This is a genomic window from Arthrobacter sp. 10N44_2, from assembly GCF_056394385.1.
Map to the genome: position 1 here is coordinate 185,995 of NZ_JBFTHT010000007.1, position 14,227 is coordinate 200,221.

The window sequence follows — 14,227 nt, forward strand, 5'->3', positions numbered from 1 at the left end:
ACCAGCCGGGGCCCGCGCCCGCAGCCGTGCCCCCAGCCGCGCCTCAGCCGCGCCCGATGAACGGCATGCCCGCAGCTGTCACCACGAGGGATCCCACGTTGGCCGACGCCGGCATCCCGGCCATCAGCAGCACGGCCCGGGCGGCGTCCTGCACCGCAAAGGTCGGCTCGGCCCGCAGGCTGCCGTCTGCCTGGGCGGTCCCGGAACCGACGCCGATCTCCTCCATGAGCTCCGTCGCCGCGTTTCCGATATCGATTTGTCCGCAGCTGATGCCGAAGCCCCGGCCGTCCAGGTCAATGCTTTTAGTCAGCCCGGTGATGGCGTGCTTGGTCACCGTGTAGGCCACCGTCCGCGGCCGGGGCGAATGCGCCGCGACCGAACCGTTGTTGATGATCCGTCCGCCCTGGGGCGACTGGGCCTTCATGGCCCGGACGGCGGCACCGGCGCAAAGGAGGGACCCCGTGAGGTTCACGGCGACGGTCGCGTCCCAGTCCTCCACGGTGATCTCGTCCACCGCGGCGGCGGGGCCGAACACGCCGGCGTTGTTGAAGAGCACGTCCACGCGCTCCCACTGCCCCAGCGCGGCGGCGAAAAGCCGTTCGACGTCGGCGGGGACGGTGACATCACACGGGACCGCAAGCGCCTGGCGGTGGCCGGCCGCGGTCTCGCGGAGCGGTTCTTCCCGCCGCCCCGCCAGGACCACCCGGTAGCCCTCGGCCAGCATGAGCCTGGCCACTGCGCGGCCGATGCCGGAACCGGCTCCGGTGACAACGGCGACCCTTCCCGGGGTGTGGTGCTGGCTCATGAGGTCCTCCTCGACGGTTAGGCGCTGCCCGGCCAGCGTACCGCCGAGACGGCACATCACGGCAGTGTTTCGCGCCCGGAACGCCGCGAACTGTCTCTTCGGGGGCGGAGGCTGGCGGCTGGCGGCGCTTCAGCCCGACTGCGGGGCGGACGGCCGCGCGGCAGCCGCCTAGCGGGAGTCGTCGCCGCGGTCCCGGGCCTGCCGGCCCGTGCGGTAGCCGGACCAGAACGCCAGCAGGAGCAACCCGATGCTGATCAGCGCGACCCCTGCCCAGATCCACGGGCCCATGACCATGAGCCCCTGCAGCACGACGGGCCCCCTGGCCACAGGAGCATACGCTACCCAGCCAAAGTCCTCCTGCGTCACCGGCTGGGCAACAAGGGCCAGCCCGGCGAGCAGCATGGCCGCGGCAGTGAGCGGCACCGCCACACGGCCCAGCAGATTCTTCCGGGCACGGCCGGTGTTCCGATTCCCCCGCTGCTCCATGGCCATACTGTAACCGTTCGGCGCGGCGAACCGGCTGGGGAAACGGCCCACTCGATGATCAGGTCAGGTACGGGCCTGCGCCCTCTTGCCCGCCAGCGAGCCCCCCAGGGTGGAGTTTGAGCGCCCGGCACCGCCGCGCCGCCCCCTGATCACCCGGGCGGACGATCCGGGCACGGCGGCCCGGCCATCGGCGCTGCGGTCCCTGATCAGGCCGGTTCCGGCGATTTCCCTTGCCTGGGCGACGCCGGCAACGGCGGCTTTCTTGGTGGGAAACGTCACTGAGACTGCCATCAGTTGCCCTGCCCCGTCCATCATCCGAATGCGGTAGCCGCCCTCGGGCGCGTCCACGAGCTCAAAATATCCCGCCATTTGCAACACTCCTAGTTCCCTCGTATCCCCCGCCGGGATATTAGTAAGTGTACTTATTTTACGGTGCGGGGAAAGTGCTGAAGGTCCCGCCCTTCGTCCGCCGGCGGTCGCCGCGGCGGGGCCGCGGGCGCGGATCACGGAAGCGGGGTGTCGCTGCGGCGGACGCCGTCTTCATGCAGTTCCAGCGCGCTCATGACGAGGGCGAAGTGGCTAAAGGCCTGCGGCGTGTTGCCCAGCTGCCGGCCGGTCTCGACGCCCCACTCCTCGCTGAGGAGTCCGACGTCGTTGCGCAGCGCCAGCAGGCGCTCGAACAGCTCCCGGGCCTCATGGCGCCGGCCAGCCCCGATCAGTGCCTCGACCAGCCAGAAGGAGCATGCCAGGAACACACCCTCCTCGCCGGGCAGCCCGTCATCGCTCTGTGCCGGCAGGTAGCGGCGCAGGAAGCCGTCGTGCGTCAACTCGCGCTGGACCGCATCGATGGTTCCGATGATGCGCGGATCATCCGGCGGGAGGAACCCCACCCGGGGCAGCAGCAGGAGGCTCGCATCCAGCTCCGGCCGCCCGTAGGACTGCACGAATGTGTTGCGGTCGGCGTCGAACCCGTTGGCCATGACCTCGGCGTGGATGGCGTCACGCAGCTCCTCCCAACGGTCCGCCGGGCCGGTCAGGCCGAAGTCCCGGACGCCCTTGACCATGCGGTCCGCCGCCACCCAGGCCATTACCTTGGAGTGCGTGAAATGGCGTTGCGGGCCGCGCATTTCCCACAGCCCGTTGTCCGGCTGGCGCCAGGCCGTCTCCAGATGTTCCATGAGGGCCACCTGGACGTCCCAGGCGTCGTCGGTGTGTTTGAGCAGGGAGTTCCGGGTCAGGGACAGGCAATCGAGGACCTCGCCCCAGACGTCGAGCTGCAGCTGGCCGGCCGCACCGTTACCGGTCCGCACCGGAGCGGAGTTTTCGTAGCCCTTCAGCCACGACAGTTCGAGCTCCGGCATCCGGCGTTCGCCGTGGAGCCCGTACATGATCTGCAGATCCGCCGGGTCCCCGGCGATGGCGCGGAGCAGCCAGTCGCGCCACGCGCCGGCCTCTTCCGTGTAGCCCGCGGCCAGCAGCGCCTGCAGCGTGAGCGTGGCGTCGCGGAGCCAGCAGAAGCGGTAGTCCCAGTTCCGGGTACCGCCGATCTCCTCCGGCAGGGACGTCGTGACGGCGGCCACGATCCCGCCGGTGGGGGCAAACGTCAGGGCCTTGAGCGTGATCAGCGAGCGCTGGACGGCGTCGCGGTAGCGCCCGGTGACCGTGCACTTCGCCGACCATCGAAGCCAGAACTCCTCGGTCGACGCCAGGACCGTTTCCGGGTTCACCGACCGCGGCCGGCCGAGGTGGCTGGGGCTCCAGGTCAGCACGAAGGGCACACGCTCCCCGGCCTTGACCGTGAAGTCGCTGACGGTATGCATCCGCTCACCGCGCAGGGGCGCCTCGGTCACCAGGTAGGCGGCATCAGGCCCGGCGACGGCGTGGATCCCGAGCTCGTCGTGGCGGACCCACGGCACAATATGGCCGTAGTCGAACCGGAGCGCCAGTTCGCCGCGCATCCGCACCGTGCCGCGGACACCGACCACGATCCGCACGATATCCGCCACCTCGTCGCGGGGCGGCATGAAGTCAATGATCCTGACCTTGCCCTCGGGCAAATCCCACTCGGTTTCCAGGATCAGCGTGCCCTTGCGGTAGCGGCGGCGCGTGCATTCCCCGCCGCCCGCCGGCGCCAGGAGCCACCGGCCGGCCGCGGGGGAATCGAGGAGGGCGCTGAAACAGGCCGGCGAGTCGAAGCGCGGCAGGCACAGCCAGTCGATGGAGCCTTCGGTGCTGATCAGGGCAGCGGTGTGCAGATCGCCGACCATTGCGTAATCCTCGATGCGTACCATGACACTTACAGTGCCACACCGCCGTCGCCCCCGGCACGGTAGAGGGAGCATGGCGGAAGGGGAAGGGGAAGGGGCATGGCAGGGCACGTGGCCGCTGTGCGGATCGGCACATCCGGCTGGAGCTATGACCACTGGGACGGGGTCCTCTATCCGCCGGGCCTGCCGGCCCGGGACAGGCTGGCATATTACGCGGCCCGCTTCGACACCGTGGAATTGAATGCCAGCTTCTACCGCTGGCCGAAAGAGGGCTCATTCGCCAGCTGGCGCCGCCGCCTGCCCGACGGTTTCGCCCTGTCCGTCAAGGCGCCCCGCGGCCTGACGCACGCCAAGAAGCTTTACGCCCCCGAGGTCTGGGCGGACCGGATCACCCGGTGCTGGCACGAACTCGGCGACAAGCGGGCCGTGCTGCTCGTCCAGCTGCCCCCGGGCTTAGCGCGCGACGACGCCCGGCTGGACTACTTCCTGGCGGCTCTGCCCGGCTGGATCCGTGTCTGTGTGGAGTTCCGCCACCCCAGCTGGGACGACGACGCCGTGTACGCCCTGCTGGAACGTCACGGCGCGGCCTACTGCATCATGAGCGGCGCCGGGCTCCCGTGCGTCCTGCACGCCACCGCGGCGTTCGTCTATATCCGGCTGCACGGCCCCGACCACGACGTCCTGTACGGCGGATCCTATTCCGATGACGACCTGCGCTGGTGGGCGGACCGGATCCGCGAGTGGCAGGCCGGCGGGAAAGACGTCTACGCGTACTTCAACAACGACGGCGGCGGCAACGCCGTCCGCAACGCCGCCACACTGCGCGGGCTGCTGGGTTAGCCGCCACGCTGGTAATCCGGCGTGGCGGGGGCCCGCGTCCGGGGACCCCGCCGGCACAGCCGGAGCCCGGCACTGTGGGAGAGTGGAGGCATGGAATTGGCCTCGCAACCAGCGCAGCAGCTGCCCGTGTCCGGCAACAGGGCCTTCCGGCTCGCCCACTGGGTGTCGGACACCGTCAACGGGTTCCGGCTCAAGACGGCCCGGCGCTGGAAGTTCAGCCCGCAGACAGTCGCCTATCAGGGCTACGGCTCGACCGAGTGGGTCAGGGTACTGGGCCGCGTGGTCCTCACCAGCCGGCCGGTGCCCGGCGGCAAGGCGGAGCGGCTGGCCCTGAACGGCAACCAGAACTTCCGCGGCTGGCGGGCGTTCACGAGCGTCCCGGTCCAGTTCACCGAGGTGGAGATCCAGATCGGCGGCGTCACCACCCGCGTGCATGCGGACCGCGGCGGCCTGGTGGACACCCTGGTTCACGTGGCGTTGACCCCGGGCTGGCATACGGCCGTGCTGCGCGCCGAGGGAACGGAACCGGCCGAGGCCAGAATTTTCGTGATCTCGCCGGACACCAGGCTCGGCATCGTCTCGGACATTGACGACACCATCATGGTCACCGCCCTCCCCCGGCCCTTCCTGGCGCTGTGGAACACCTTCGTCCTGAACGAACGGGCCCGGATGGCGACACCCGGCATGGCCGTCCTGCTGGATCGGCTCAAGGTGGAGCACCCGGAGGCGCCGGTGATCTACCTGTCCACCGGGCCGTGGAACGCAGCTCCCACCCTGGCCCGTTTCATCGCCCGGAACCTCTATCCCTCGGGCGCGCTGCTGCTCACGGACTGGGGACTGACGCACGACCGCTGGTTCCGCAGCGGCCAGGAACACAAACGGCGGAACCTTGAGCTGCTGGCCCAGGAGTTCCCGAACATACGCTGGCTGCTGTTCGGCGACAACGGCCAGCACGATGAAGAGATTTACTCCGGCTTCGCGCAGAAGCACCCGGACCAGGTGGCCGCGATCGGCATCCGGCAGCTCTCGGCCAGCGAGGCCGTCTTCGCCGGCGGCCACTCCGACACCGGAGACCACTCGGAGTCCTCCGTCCCGTGGTTCTATTCGCCCGACGGCGCGGGGCTCGCCAAGGGCCTGCAGGACCTGGATCTGCTCTAGGTTGACCCGGCTTGAGGGGCGTCAGCTCGCCGGGTGCGGCTCTCCGACGTCGGCGGTTTCGTCCTGCCCGCCGGCGCCGCCGGGCTCTCCGGCGGACGCCGCGCTTCGGGCCGCAATGACCTCCTGGAGCCAGTAGTAGGAGGCCTTCGGCGTGCGGACCTGGGTATCGAAATCGACGTGCACCAGACCGAACGGCTGCTTGTAGCCGGCGGACCACTCGAAGTTGTCCATGAAGGACCACACATAGTAGCCGCGAAGGTCGATGGCCTCGGCGGCGCCGCCGGGACGTGTCGCTTCCAGGGCCGTGCCGATGTGGTCTGCAAGGTAACGCAGGCGCCGTTCGTCCGGGATTATCCGTTGGTCCGCCCCGACAGGCTGGACCACGACGTCCTCGAAACTGGCCCCGCCCTCGGTGATGAAGACCGGGGGCAGATCCGGGTAGCGGTCGGCCATCTCGGCCAGGGCGACGGACATGTATTCGGGCTTGACCGGCCAGCCGTAGGCCGTGGTCTCGGTGTCCGGGAACTGCGCGATGTGGAAGGGGGCACCGGGTGTCCCACTGAGGTCGTCCCCCATGGCCTCGGCCATGCCGGGCGGCACGGCCCCCTCACCCGGACCCGCCCCGACAAGGGTGGGCATGTAGTAGTTCAGGCCGTAGAAATCCAGGGGCTGGGAAATCAGCTCCATGTCTTCACTGGACGGGCTGAAGGACGACGAAAAGAAGGTGGCGGCCCGGATGACATCCGGGTATTTGCCGAGCAGCACCGGATCGGCGTAGAGCCGGTTCTGCGCCACATCCATGAGTCCGGCACTGACCTTGTCCAGCGGGTTCGCGGTGGCCGGGACCATCGGTGAGTAAACGTTGGTGATGCCGATGTCGCCCGGCACCTTGGCGGCACGCAGCGCCTGGAGCGCCAGGCCGTGGCCCAGCAGTTGGTGGTGCACGCTGGGGAGGGCCTTGAGCATGAGGGCCTCCCCGGGCGCGTGCATGCCCAGGGCGTAGCCGTTGGTGGTGACTGTGGCGGGCTCGTTGACAGTCACCCAGCGCCTCACGCGGTCCCCGAAGGCAGCCGCGGCGATGGCGGCGAAGTCCCCCAGCCGGTAGGCCGTGTCACGGTTCATCCAGCCGCCGGCCTCATCCAGGGGCAATGGGGTGTCCCAGTGGTAGAGCGTGGCCATGGGGGAAATGCCGTTGGCGAGCAACAGGTCGATCAGCCGGTCGTAGAAGTCCAGCCCGGCAGGGTTCGCGGGCCCGCTCCCGCCGGGCTGGATCCTGGACCAGGACAGCGAAAACCGGTACGAGTCGATCCCCAGCTCCTTCATCAGAGCCACGTCCTCGGGCATCCGGTGGTAGTGGTCGCAGGAAACGGCCGGACTCTGGTCCTCCACGATCGAACCCGGCTTCGCGGCGAAGACATCCCATCCGGAAGGGCCGCGGCCGTCTTCATCGAGTGCACCCTCGATCTGGAAGGCGGAGGTCGCCACACCCAGGGTGAAGCCGGGCGGAAGAAGGGAAGCCAGATCCTTGGCGGAAGCGTTCATCGACGGGGACCTCTATGTAGTTTCGGTGGTTGGTTGACTGATTTTAGGCTCCCCCGGGGGTGAGCGCCACGACCCTGGCCGTTTGACGGACGCGATGCCAACGGCCACTGTTGATCGGTGCACGTGAAAATTGAACAAGGCGTCAACCGCCGGCCGCCATCGGCGCCGCCCAGCCCCGGCCGGCAGACGGCAGCCCTCCTTTGCTTCCTGGCGGTCTCCCATGGGGTGTCCTTCGTGGCGTCGCTGGTCATTATCGGCAACGCCGGCGGCTGGTACGCGGCGGCAGAGAAGGCTCCGTGGACTCCGCCGGGCTGGGCCTTCGGAGCGGTCTGGACGGTGCTCTACACGACAATGGCAGTGGCGGCGTGGCTCGTCTGGCGCCGGGAAACAGGACTTCGCTCCGGGCGCGGGCGGGGGGCCATGACGGTCTACGCCATCCTGCTGCTCGTCAACCTCGCCTGGGCGCCCCTGTTCTTCGGCATGTACCCCATGGCCGGCGGGGCCGCGCTCTGGCTGGCCCTGCTGCTCATCGCCGTCCATGCGGTGGCCGCCGCCGTCACGGTGGTCCGGTTCGGCCTGATCAGCCGGGCAGCGGGCCTGCTCATGCTGCCGTACCTCTCCTGGATCGTGTTCTCGCTGAGCCTGAACGCCTATGCCGCCGCCAGCAACTGACCCCTGGCATCTGCTGGTCCCTGCCGTTCAGAACAGCGACGTCTCCGGCCCGAACAGGAATACTTTGGCGTGCTCCACGGCCTTGCGGAAGGCATCGTTCCGCAGCGTCACGAGCTGCTCAGCCTCATCCAGCGAGGGTTCCAGATACTCCGTGAAGCCGGGCCTCAGCACCCAGATATCACCCGCGGGCGGCAAGTAGAACACGCCGAAGGATCGGTGCTGGCTGTCTTCATCTGTCCAGACCGGGACCACCGCCAGCGCCGCACCCGTGTCGATGTTGATCCATTGCGCACGGGGCAACGGGGCCTCATGCGCCTCCGGGTCCAGGAACGGCGCCGTTCCCTCGCCCCAGCGCGCTTCGAAGCGCTCGTGGAACACCGGCATAAGGTGCGAATCGTAGCGGCGCCATGCGCTCATGGCTGGTCTCCTCCTCAGTGGATGGGGCTGCTGGATGTAACTGCTGGGTGGGTTCCTGCCCGGGTCAGCGGCCTGGCCAGGAGAGTTTCCCCGTCACGGCCCGGGTTCCCAGCGGACGGGGAGCACGCGCACAAGGGGATCCCGACGCCGGATGATGCGCACCGGGATGTCGCGGCTGCCTTGGCCGGCATGGTCGTTCCGGTGCTGGAAGGTGTCGTCCTCGACGGCGGGACGCCAGCCGCCGGCGTCGTACTCCGCCCGGCTCCTGGCGTCCCGCAGCACGGCGAAAGCGTGCAGAATGGCGCCGACATCGGGAGGATCGACGTCAGACTGGCCGACATCGGGATGGTGCCGGCGCATCAGCGCCCGGAAGGCGCGGCCAATCTCCTGCCGGCCCGCCTCCGGCGAGACGTGCAATAGCGCGTAGTAGCCTCGGGGATCAGGGTTCCTGCCGGGCATGATCGGCCTCCGTTGCATGCAGCCGGAGCCGGAGCGACGCTGCGGGCGCCGCGCCGGCCCGGGGGCTACTTCCCGATCTCCTGCATCTTGTCCTGCGAACGGGTGACTTCAATCTTCCGCGGCTTGGCCGCCTCCGCCACCGGGATTCGGAGCGTCAGGACGCCGTCGGCGTAGTTCGCCTTGACGTTCTCCGTATCCAGGGTGTCGCCGAGGATCAGCTGGCGGCTGAACACTCCACGGGGACGCTCCGAGACCATCAGTTCCACGTCGGGCTGCGCCGGATCGCGCCGTTCCGCCCGGACCGTCAGGACATTGCGCTCAATGTCGAGCCCGATCGAGTCGACATTGACCCCCGGAAGATCGAAGGCGACGACGAATACGCCGTCTTCCTGCCATGCGTCCATGGGCATGGGCGCGGGGCGTGCCACCGTCCCGAACACCTGCTGGGCAAGCCGGTCGAAGTCACGGAACGGGTCCGTCCGAATCAACATCATTTCCCACTCCTTCAGCGAGACTTGATCTCCATTCCTTCTACAACCCACCTCAAGTTTTCTGTGGTGATGGGTATAGATTTTTTATAGCACCGGTGAAACACTGATGCAAGGGAATTTCCGGAACGGGAGGAAGACCATGGCGGACCGAGGCGCGAATTCAGGCCTGTACGCCATCTCGGTCGTGGCGCAGCTGGTGGGCACGGGGCCGCAGAATATCCGGCTCTACGAGCGCCGGGGGCTCCTTGCGCCGGACCGCACCGCGGGTGGCACCCGGCAGTACAGCGACGCAGACCTTGTGGTGCTGCGGCGGATCGGCCAACTCCTGGCAGAAGGGCTTAACCTGGCCGGCGTGGCCAAGGTGATGGAACTCGAGGCCGCCAACGCCCGGCTGCGGGCCGAACTCAAGCGGGCGCGCAGCCGCTGACGGCGCTCAGTCCTGGCTGGTGTCGGCGGTGGAGAGCGTCCCGGTGACCTGTTCGCCCGGAATCCGCGCCGTCCGCCAGGTGTCCAGCGCAATGACGCCGCCCAGGATCACGAGCGAGATCGAGAAGGCGCCCAGGGCATCGGTCATCCAGTGGTAGCCGAGGTACAGGCGGCTGACGGCGGCGAAGAAGATGCCGATCCCCGCCACGATGAAGGCGATAACAGCGGACATGGGGTTCTTCCGGCGCGAAAAGACCAGGTACGTGGTCACCAGCAGGAAGTCGCACGCGCCGAGGACGTGGCCGGACGGAAACGAGAACGTGGAGTCTGCACCGAAGAGCATGAGGTCGATCGGAGGCCGGTGGCGTTCGACGATGTGGCCGATAATCTGCGCCAGAATGACGCCGGTCAGCATGGCACCGGCCAGGAGCATCGGCCGCCAGGCATGCTTGGCGATCAGGCCCCAGGCCACCGTCACGATCAGGACGATGATTGGCAGGCCGATGGGGCCGAAGATGATCGCCAGGATGATCATGATGATGGTGGTGGGTTCCGCGCGCAGGGTCAGGAGCCAGGTCCGCACGGGCTCATCCGCCGCCGAGATGCCGGCGTGCTGCAGGACTCCGGCGAGGATTACCACGAACAGCACGGCGCCCGCGATCATCAGCACGACGGCGGTCCGGTAGAGATTCCGGCGCGCCGTCACGCTCATGAAGCGCTCCTCCACGACGAACTTTTCGTGGAAGGTCCGCCACCGCCCCTGGGGTTTGCCTGCTTGAGCCTGTGCCATGTCGCTGTGCCGCCTTTGCGCCGTGTTGTGGATGGTCCCCGTTGAAGATTATCCCTGTTATTTACCGGGCGGCGGGCACATGGGCCGCCCGGGCTTCCCGCGGGAGGGTCCAAGGCCGGCGGCCGGTTGCGTAACCCGCCGGCCGGACAGGGCAGCGCCTTGCTGTGAGCCGGTTCACAGTGTAGCCTCCAACACAACTTGTGATGCTTATAAAGCAACTCTTAGGAATCAATGATGAGCTGGACGGAGAACAACATGGTCGAGGAAAAGCCTGACGGCGCCCGCGCAGGGCGGAACCGCGGCAAGGTCACCGACGTGGAGACCTACGGCATTGAGCGGATCCCCGAAAAGGACCGCAATGCCAGCGCCTTTGACTTGTTCAGGGTTTCGTTCGGCGGAGCCAACACCTTTGCCACCGCCTTCCTGGGCGCATTTCCGATCCTGTTCGGCCTGTCGTTCTGGCAGGGGCTCGCCGCTACGGTGACGGGCCTGGTTGTCGGCGCCCTCCTGCTGGCGCCCATGGCCGTCTTCGGCCCCACGAACGGAACCAACAACGCGGTGTCCTCCTCCGCCCACCTGGGCGTGCACGGCCGGGTGGTCGGATCATTCCTGTCACTGCTGACCGCGCTGGCATTTTTCTCCATCTCGGTCTGGAGCTCCGGCGATGCCCTGGTCGGCGGGTTGAACCGGCTCGTTGGCCTGCCGCAGGACATGGGCTCGTTCGCCGTCGCCTACGGCCTCTTCGGTGGACTCGTTCTGGTGGTCTGCGTCTACGGGTTCAAGTTCATGCTGCTCGTGAACAAGATTGCCGTCACCGCGGCCACCCTGCTGTTCGTTGTCGGGTTCATCGCCTTCGCGGGCGACCTCAACCTGAACTTCGAGGGTGCCTTCGGCACCGGATTCGACGGCGTCGGCGTCGCAGGGTTCATCCCGGCGTTCATCGGCGCGGCACTGATCGTCATGTCCAACCCCATCTCCTTCGGCGCGTTCCTGGGCGACTGGGCGCGCTACATCCCCACCGCCACCCCGAAGCGCAAAGTCATGGGCGCGGCGCTGCTGGCCCAGCTGGCCACCCTTATTCCGTTCGTCTTTGGCCTGGCCACGGCGTCCATCATCGCCACCAAGGCGCCGGAATTCATGGACCCGGCGGCGCCGAACTACGTCGGCGGCCTGCTGGCGGTCTCCCCGGCCTGGTACTTCATCCCGCTCTGCGCCATCGCCCTGATCGGCGGCATGTCCACCGGGGCGTCCTCGCTGTACGGGACCGGCCTTGACTTCAGCAGCGTCTTCCCGAGGTTCAACCGGGTCCAGGCCACCCTGTTCATCGGGGTCCTGGCGATCGCCTTCATCTTCGCCGGCCGCTTCGCCTTCAACCTCGTCCAGAGCATTTCCACGTTCGCCACCCTGATCGTGACCTGCACCGCGCCCTGGATGGTGGTGATGATCATCGGTTTCATCACCCGCCGCGGCTGGTACGACGCCGATGCCCTCCAGGTGTTCAACCGGCGCCAGACCGGCGGACGGTACTGGTTCAACCACGGCTGGAACCTGCGCGGCATGACGGCCTGGCTGGTCAGCGCCGCCGCCGGGTTGAGCATGGTGAACATGCCCGGCCAGTTCCAGGGGCCCCTGGGCAACCTGGCCGGCGGTGTGGACATCAGTCTGCCGGCATCGCTGGGGCTTGCCGCTGTCCTCTACCTCGGGCTGCTGTGGATCTTCCCGGAGCCGCGCGGAGTGTTCCCGGCGGCCGGGCCGCGCTGGATCCCCTCGAAGGACACCCCGGTGCCGCCGGTCATCGATGCGGCTGGAAACACCGTCGCTGCCGGAACACCGGAGGCAGCCGCGCCGGGCTTGCACGGCGACTTCGACACGGAACTGGTGGGCCAACGGTGACGTGGTTCGATCTCAGCGTTCCGCTGCGCACCGGAATGCCTGTCTATCCCGGCGACCCGGAGGTCCGGATCGCATCGGCACTGACCGTGGAGGCCCACGGCGCCAACGTGCTCTCGCTCGGGCTGGGCTCCCATTCGGGTACCCACGCCGACGCACCCCTGCATGTGGGCGACGGCTGGGCAGCTTTGGACGAATTGCCGCTGTCCCTTTTCGGCGGCGTCGCCGAAATCGTGGATGTCCGGGACGTGGCCCGCGGCGGCGCCATCACCGCCGCGCACCTGGCGGGGATCGCCCCGGCGGGCTCCGCCGAAAATCCTGCGGAACCTGGAAATCCGGACAATCCCGAGAAGATCCTCCTGCTGCACACCGGCTGCGCAGCGGCGTGGGGAACGGAGGAGTACCTCAAGCACCCATGGCTGGAGGCTGCGGCGGCGCAACTGATCGTGGACCGCGGCTACCGCGCCGTAGGCCTGGATGCCCTCAGCGTGGATCCAACCTCCCCCGGCGCCACGCACGGCGACCAGCAGGGCAACCAGCACGGCGACCCGGCCGGCGGCAGCTTCCCCGCCCACGCCATCCTGGCCGGAAACGGCTGCATCATCGTGGAAAACCTCACCGGACTGGAGCAGGTCCAGCGGGCCACAGACGCAGGATCCGACGTCGAGCTCTTCCTCTTTCCCCTCAATATCCCCGGGGCCGACGGCGCCCCGATCCGGGCCGTGGCCCGGCCGCTGCCGGCTGCGGCGCTGCAGCCGGCAGCGCCCCGCGACCTCAGCCGCGAAGAGGTCCAGGAGGCAGCCGACCGCCTGGTCGCCGCCTTCGCCGCCACGGACACCGAGGCCTACTTTGCGGCCTTCAGCCCGGAGGCGACCTTCATCTTCCATCCGGAAGCCCGGCGCATTGGGTCCCGCTCCGCCTACCGCACCCTTTGGGACAGCTGGCTCGCCGGTGGTTGGCGTGTGCTCGAATGCCGGAGCAGCGAGCAGGATATCCAGCTCCTCGGGGCTACCGCGGTGTTTTCGCACCGCGTGGCCACGACGGTCCGGGTTGACCGGGACGGTGGCCGCGATACGAGCGATGAACGGGAGACCATCATCTTCTCCCGCGCCTCCGACGGCGGCATTGTTTGCGTCCACGAGCATCTTTCGGCCTGCCCGCAGTGATGCCGGGTGATTAGACTCACTGGGACCACCCGGGCCTGGGTGGATCTGCAGGTCAGCCGCCCGGGCCGCAATCTGCGGGCATTTGGCGTCCGCACGGGCCACGCGCACATGCGGCGTGGTGATTTGACGGGCCAATAAATATGACGTTACTGTTCCTGAATCCATTGGGGCCGACTAGAAGTACTCCAAGAAAGACAGAGCGATGACCACCATTACCGAGCCCATTGAGATCCAGGTCGACAACCGGCGCGTGCTCGACGACCGACTCAACGACGCCGTCCGCGGGCTGCAGCAGCTCGCCATGACAACCGGGACGCACGGCATTTTGCTCACGCGGCACAAGCCGGGCCACTACACCGCGGCCCTCTCCGACCAGGTCCCCTTCGGCATGACCCGGGAACAGGTTCACTAAGCAACCAGCAAACCGGACGCTGAGAGCCGGACTCAAAAGAGCCAGGTCCCGGGCGGCTGAGCATCGACTCGCCGCCCGGGACCTTTTTGGTGCTTAAGGCACTGCCATCCGTCAGTGCCAGTTACCCGTCGTGGTCGGGTTACCAGTCATGGACGGTGCCGTCGACGAGGCGGTTGTAGGGCAGGTAGGCCTGCTGGTAGGGGAACGCGGCGGCGGCTTCTTCGTTGAATTCGACGCCGATGCCGGGCGCCTCGCCGGGGTGGAGGTAGCCGTCGACGAAGGTCATGGATTGTTCGAAGACCTCGTTGGTCGCATCCGAGTGCTGCATGTATTCCTGGATGCCGTAGTTGTGGATCGCCAGGCCCACGTGCAGCTGCGCGGCGAACCCGACCGGGGAGATGTCGGT

Annotated in this window: 17 protein-coding genes; 7 read left to right on the top strand and 10 right to left on the bottom strand. The window is 68.0% G+C overall.

The window, feature by feature from the left end; all coding sequences use genetic code 11:
• Positions 1-43: 43 nt before the first annotated feature.
• The 4 genes from AC1DBX_RS10335 to AC1DBX_RS10350 form a co-directional block, all read right to left on the bottom strand.
• The gene (locus AC1DBX_RS10335) at positions 44-805 is read right to left on the bottom strand and encodes an SDR family oxidoreductase (RefSeq protein WP_476850259.1); all 762 of its coding nucleotides are present in this window, start codon (positions 803-805) and stop codon (positions 44-46) included.
• Positions 806-973: 168 nt separating this feature from the next.
• The gene (locus tag AC1DBX_RS10340) at positions 974-1,291 is read right to left on the bottom strand and encodes a hypothetical protein (RefSeq protein WP_476931687.1); all 318 of its coding nucleotides are present in this window, start codon (positions 1,289-1,291) and stop codon (positions 974-976) included.
• Between the two features lie 63 nt (positions 1,292-1,354).
• Positions 1,355-1,660: a hypothetical protein gene (locus AC1DBX_RS10345; RefSeq protein WP_223913587.1), complete on the bottom strand. Its 306-nt coding sequence runs from the start codon at positions 1,658-1,660 to the stop codon at positions 1,355-1,357.
• 134 nt (positions 1,661-1,794) lie between these two features.
• On the bottom strand, positions 1,795-3,582 hold the full coding sequence (locus tag AC1DBX_RS10350; RefSeq protein WP_476931688.1) for a glycoside hydrolase family 15 protein: 1,788 nt from the start codon (positions 3,580-3,582) through the stop codon (positions 1,795-1,797).
• Between the two features lie 75 nt (positions 3,583-3,657).
• On the opposite strand from AC1DBX_RS10350, the gene AC1DBX_RS10355 reads away from it, so the two are divergent.
• Positions 3,658-4,398 carry a DUF72 domain-containing protein gene (locus AC1DBX_RS10355; RefSeq protein WP_476855504.1) on the top strand — a complete coding sequence of 247 codons (741 nt, stop codon included), beginning with the start codon at positions 3,658-3,660 and terminating at the stop codon, positions 4,396-4,398.
• 90 nt (positions 4,399-4,488) lie between these two features.
• Positions 4,489-5,556, top strand: a complete 1,068-nt coding sequence (locus AC1DBX_RS10360; RefSeq protein ID WP_476931689.1) for an App1 family protein — start codon at positions 4,489-4,491, stop codon at positions 5,554-5,556.
• 21 nt (positions 5,557-5,577) lie between these two features.
• Here the strand turns inward: AC1DBX_RS10360 and AC1DBX_RS10365 are convergent, their stop codons facing one another.
• Entirely contained in the window at positions 5,578-7,098 is a 1,521-nt protein-coding gene (locus tag AC1DBX_RS10365; RefSeq protein ID WP_476931690.1) for a GH1 family beta-glucosidase, read from the bottom strand.
• A gap of 123 nt (positions 7,099-7,221) precedes the next feature.
• Between AC1DBX_RS10365 and AC1DBX_RS10370 the strand changes: the two genes are divergently transcribed.
• Positions 7,222-7,770, top strand: coding sequence for a TspO/MBR family protein (locus tag AC1DBX_RS10370; RefSeq protein WP_230007698.1), 549 nt, complete (start codon positions 7,222-7,224; stop codon positions 7,768-7,770).
• A gap of 27 nt (positions 7,771-7,797) precedes the next feature.
• Here the strand turns inward: AC1DBX_RS10370 and AC1DBX_RS10375 are convergent, their stop codons facing one another.
• From AC1DBX_RS10375 to AC1DBX_RS10385, 3 genes are all read right to left on the bottom strand, one after another.
• Complete coding sequence (locus AC1DBX_RS10375) at positions 7,798-8,187, bottom strand: hypothetical protein (RefSeq protein ID WP_230007693.1); 390 nt, start codon at positions 8,185-8,187, stop codon at positions 7,798-7,800.
• 93 nt (positions 8,188-8,280) lie between these two features.
• Complete coding sequence (locus tag AC1DBX_RS10380; RefSeq protein WP_476872835.1) at positions 8,281-8,646, bottom strand: J domain-containing protein; 366 nt, start codon at positions 8,644-8,646, stop codon at positions 8,281-8,283.
• A gap of 65 nt (positions 8,647-8,711) precedes the next feature.
• Positions 8,712-9,140: an Hsp20/alpha crystallin family protein gene (locus tag AC1DBX_RS10385; RefSeq protein WP_290370254.1), complete on the bottom strand. Its 429-nt coding sequence runs from the start codon at positions 9,138-9,140 to the stop codon at positions 8,712-8,714.
• Positions 9,141-9,276: 136 nt separating this feature from the next.
• Between AC1DBX_RS10385 and AC1DBX_RS10390 the strand changes: the two genes are divergently transcribed.
• Positions 9,277-9,564 (top strand): MerR family transcriptional regulator, encoded by a 288-nt coding sequence (locus tag AC1DBX_RS10390; RefSeq protein ID WP_476931691.1) that lies wholly within the window; start codon positions 9,277-9,279, stop codon positions 9,562-9,564.
• A 6-nt stretch (positions 9,565-9,570) separates the two neighbouring features.
• On the opposite strand, the gene AC1DBX_RS10395 is transcribed toward AC1DBX_RS10390, so the two are convergent.
• The gene (locus AC1DBX_RS10395; RefSeq protein ID WP_230007696.1) at positions 9,571-10,353 is read right to left on the bottom strand and encodes a phosphatase PAP2 family protein; all 783 of its coding nucleotides are present in this window, start codon (positions 10,351-10,353) and stop codon (positions 9,571-9,573) included.
• A 231-nt stretch (positions 10,354-10,584) separates the two neighbouring features.
• On the opposite strand from AC1DBX_RS10395, the gene AC1DBX_RS10400 reads away from it, so the two are divergent.
• The 3 genes from AC1DBX_RS10400 (at position 10,585) to AC1DBX_RS10410 (ending at position 13,821) form a co-directional block, all read left to right on the top strand.
• Positions 10,585-12,246, top strand: a complete 1,662-nt coding sequence (locus tag AC1DBX_RS10400; protein ID WP_476931692.1) for a purine-cytosine permease family protein — start codon at positions 10,585-10,587, stop codon at positions 12,244-12,246.
• Positions 12,243-13,409: a cyclase family protein gene (locus AC1DBX_RS10405; protein ID WP_476931693.1), complete on the top strand. Its 1,167-nt coding sequence runs from the start codon at positions 12,243-12,245 to the stop codon at positions 13,407-13,409. Before AC1DBX_RS10400 ends, AC1DBX_RS10405 begins: the two co-directional genes overlap by 4 nt.
• A gap of 202 nt (positions 13,410-13,611) precedes the next feature.
• Positions 13,612-13,821, top strand: a complete 210-nt coding sequence (locus AC1DBX_RS10410; RefSeq protein ID WP_028276129.1) for a hypothetical protein — start codon at positions 13,612-13,614, stop codon at positions 13,819-13,821.
• 139 nt (positions 13,822-13,960) lie between these two features.
• On the opposite strand, the gene AC1DBX_RS10415 is transcribed toward AC1DBX_RS10410, so the two are convergent.
• The coding region (locus AC1DBX_RS10415; protein ID WP_476931694.1) for an enolase C-terminal domain-like protein at positions 13,961-14,227 on the bottom strand (267 nt) is incomplete at its 5' end.

Excerpts from the sequence above, each read along its gene's own strand:
- AC1DBX_RS10335 (WP_476850259.1), bottom strand. The coding sequence starts at position 805 with ATGAGCCAGCACCACACCCCGGGAAGGGTCGCCGTTGTCACCGGAGCC.
- AC1DBX_RS10340 (WP_476931687.1), bottom strand. The coding sequence starts at position 1,291 with ATGGAGCAGCGGGGGAATCGGAACACCGGCCGTGCCCGGAAGAATCTG.
- AC1DBX_RS10345 (WP_223913587.1), bottom strand. The coding sequence starts at position 1,660 with ATGGCGGGATATTTTGAGCTCGTGGACGCGCCCGAGGGCGGCTACCGC.
- AC1DBX_RS10350 (WP_476931688.1), bottom strand. The coding sequence starts at position 3,582 with ATGGTACGCATCGAGGATTACGCAATGGTCGGCGATCTGCACACCGCT.
- AC1DBX_RS10355 (WP_476855504.1), top strand. The coding sequence starts at position 3,658 with ATGGCAGGGCACGTGGCCGCTGTGCGGATCGGCACATCCGGCTGGAGC.
- AC1DBX_RS10360 (WP_476931689.1), top strand. The coding sequence starts at position 4,489 with ATGGAATTGGCCTCGCAACCAGCGCAGCAGCTGCCCGTGTCCGGCAAC.
- AC1DBX_RS10365 (WP_476931690.1), bottom strand. The coding sequence starts at position 7,098 with ATGAACGCTTCCGCCAAGGATCTGGCTTCCCTTCTTCCGCCCGGCTTC.
- AC1DBX_RS10375 (WP_230007693.1), bottom strand. The coding sequence starts at position 8,187 with ATGAGCGCATGGCGCCGCTACGATTCGCACCTTATGCCGGTGTTCCAC.
- AC1DBX_RS10380 (WP_476872835.1), bottom strand. The coding sequence starts at position 8,646 with ATGCCCGGCAGGAACCCTGATCCCCGAGGCTACTACGCGCTATTGCAC.
- AC1DBX_RS10385 (WP_290370254.1), bottom strand. The coding sequence starts at position 9,140 with ATGATGTTGATTCGGACGGACCCGTTCCGTGACTTCGACCGGCTTGCC.
- AC1DBX_RS10390 (WP_476931691.1), top strand. The coding sequence starts at position 9,277 with ATGGCGGACCGAGGCGCGAATTCAGGCCTGTACGCCATCTCGGTCGTG.
- AC1DBX_RS10395 (WP_230007696.1), bottom strand. The coding sequence starts at position 10,353 with ATGGCACAGGCTCAAGCAGGCAAACCCCAGGGGCGGTGGCGGACCTTC.
- AC1DBX_RS10400 (WP_476931692.1), top strand. The coding sequence starts at position 10,585 with ATGATGAGCTGGACGGAGAACAACATGGTCGAGGAAAAGCCTGACGGC.
- AC1DBX_RS10410 (WP_028276129.1), top strand. The coding sequence starts at position 13,612 with ATGACCACCATTACCGAGCCCATTGAGATCCAGGTCGACAACCGGCGC.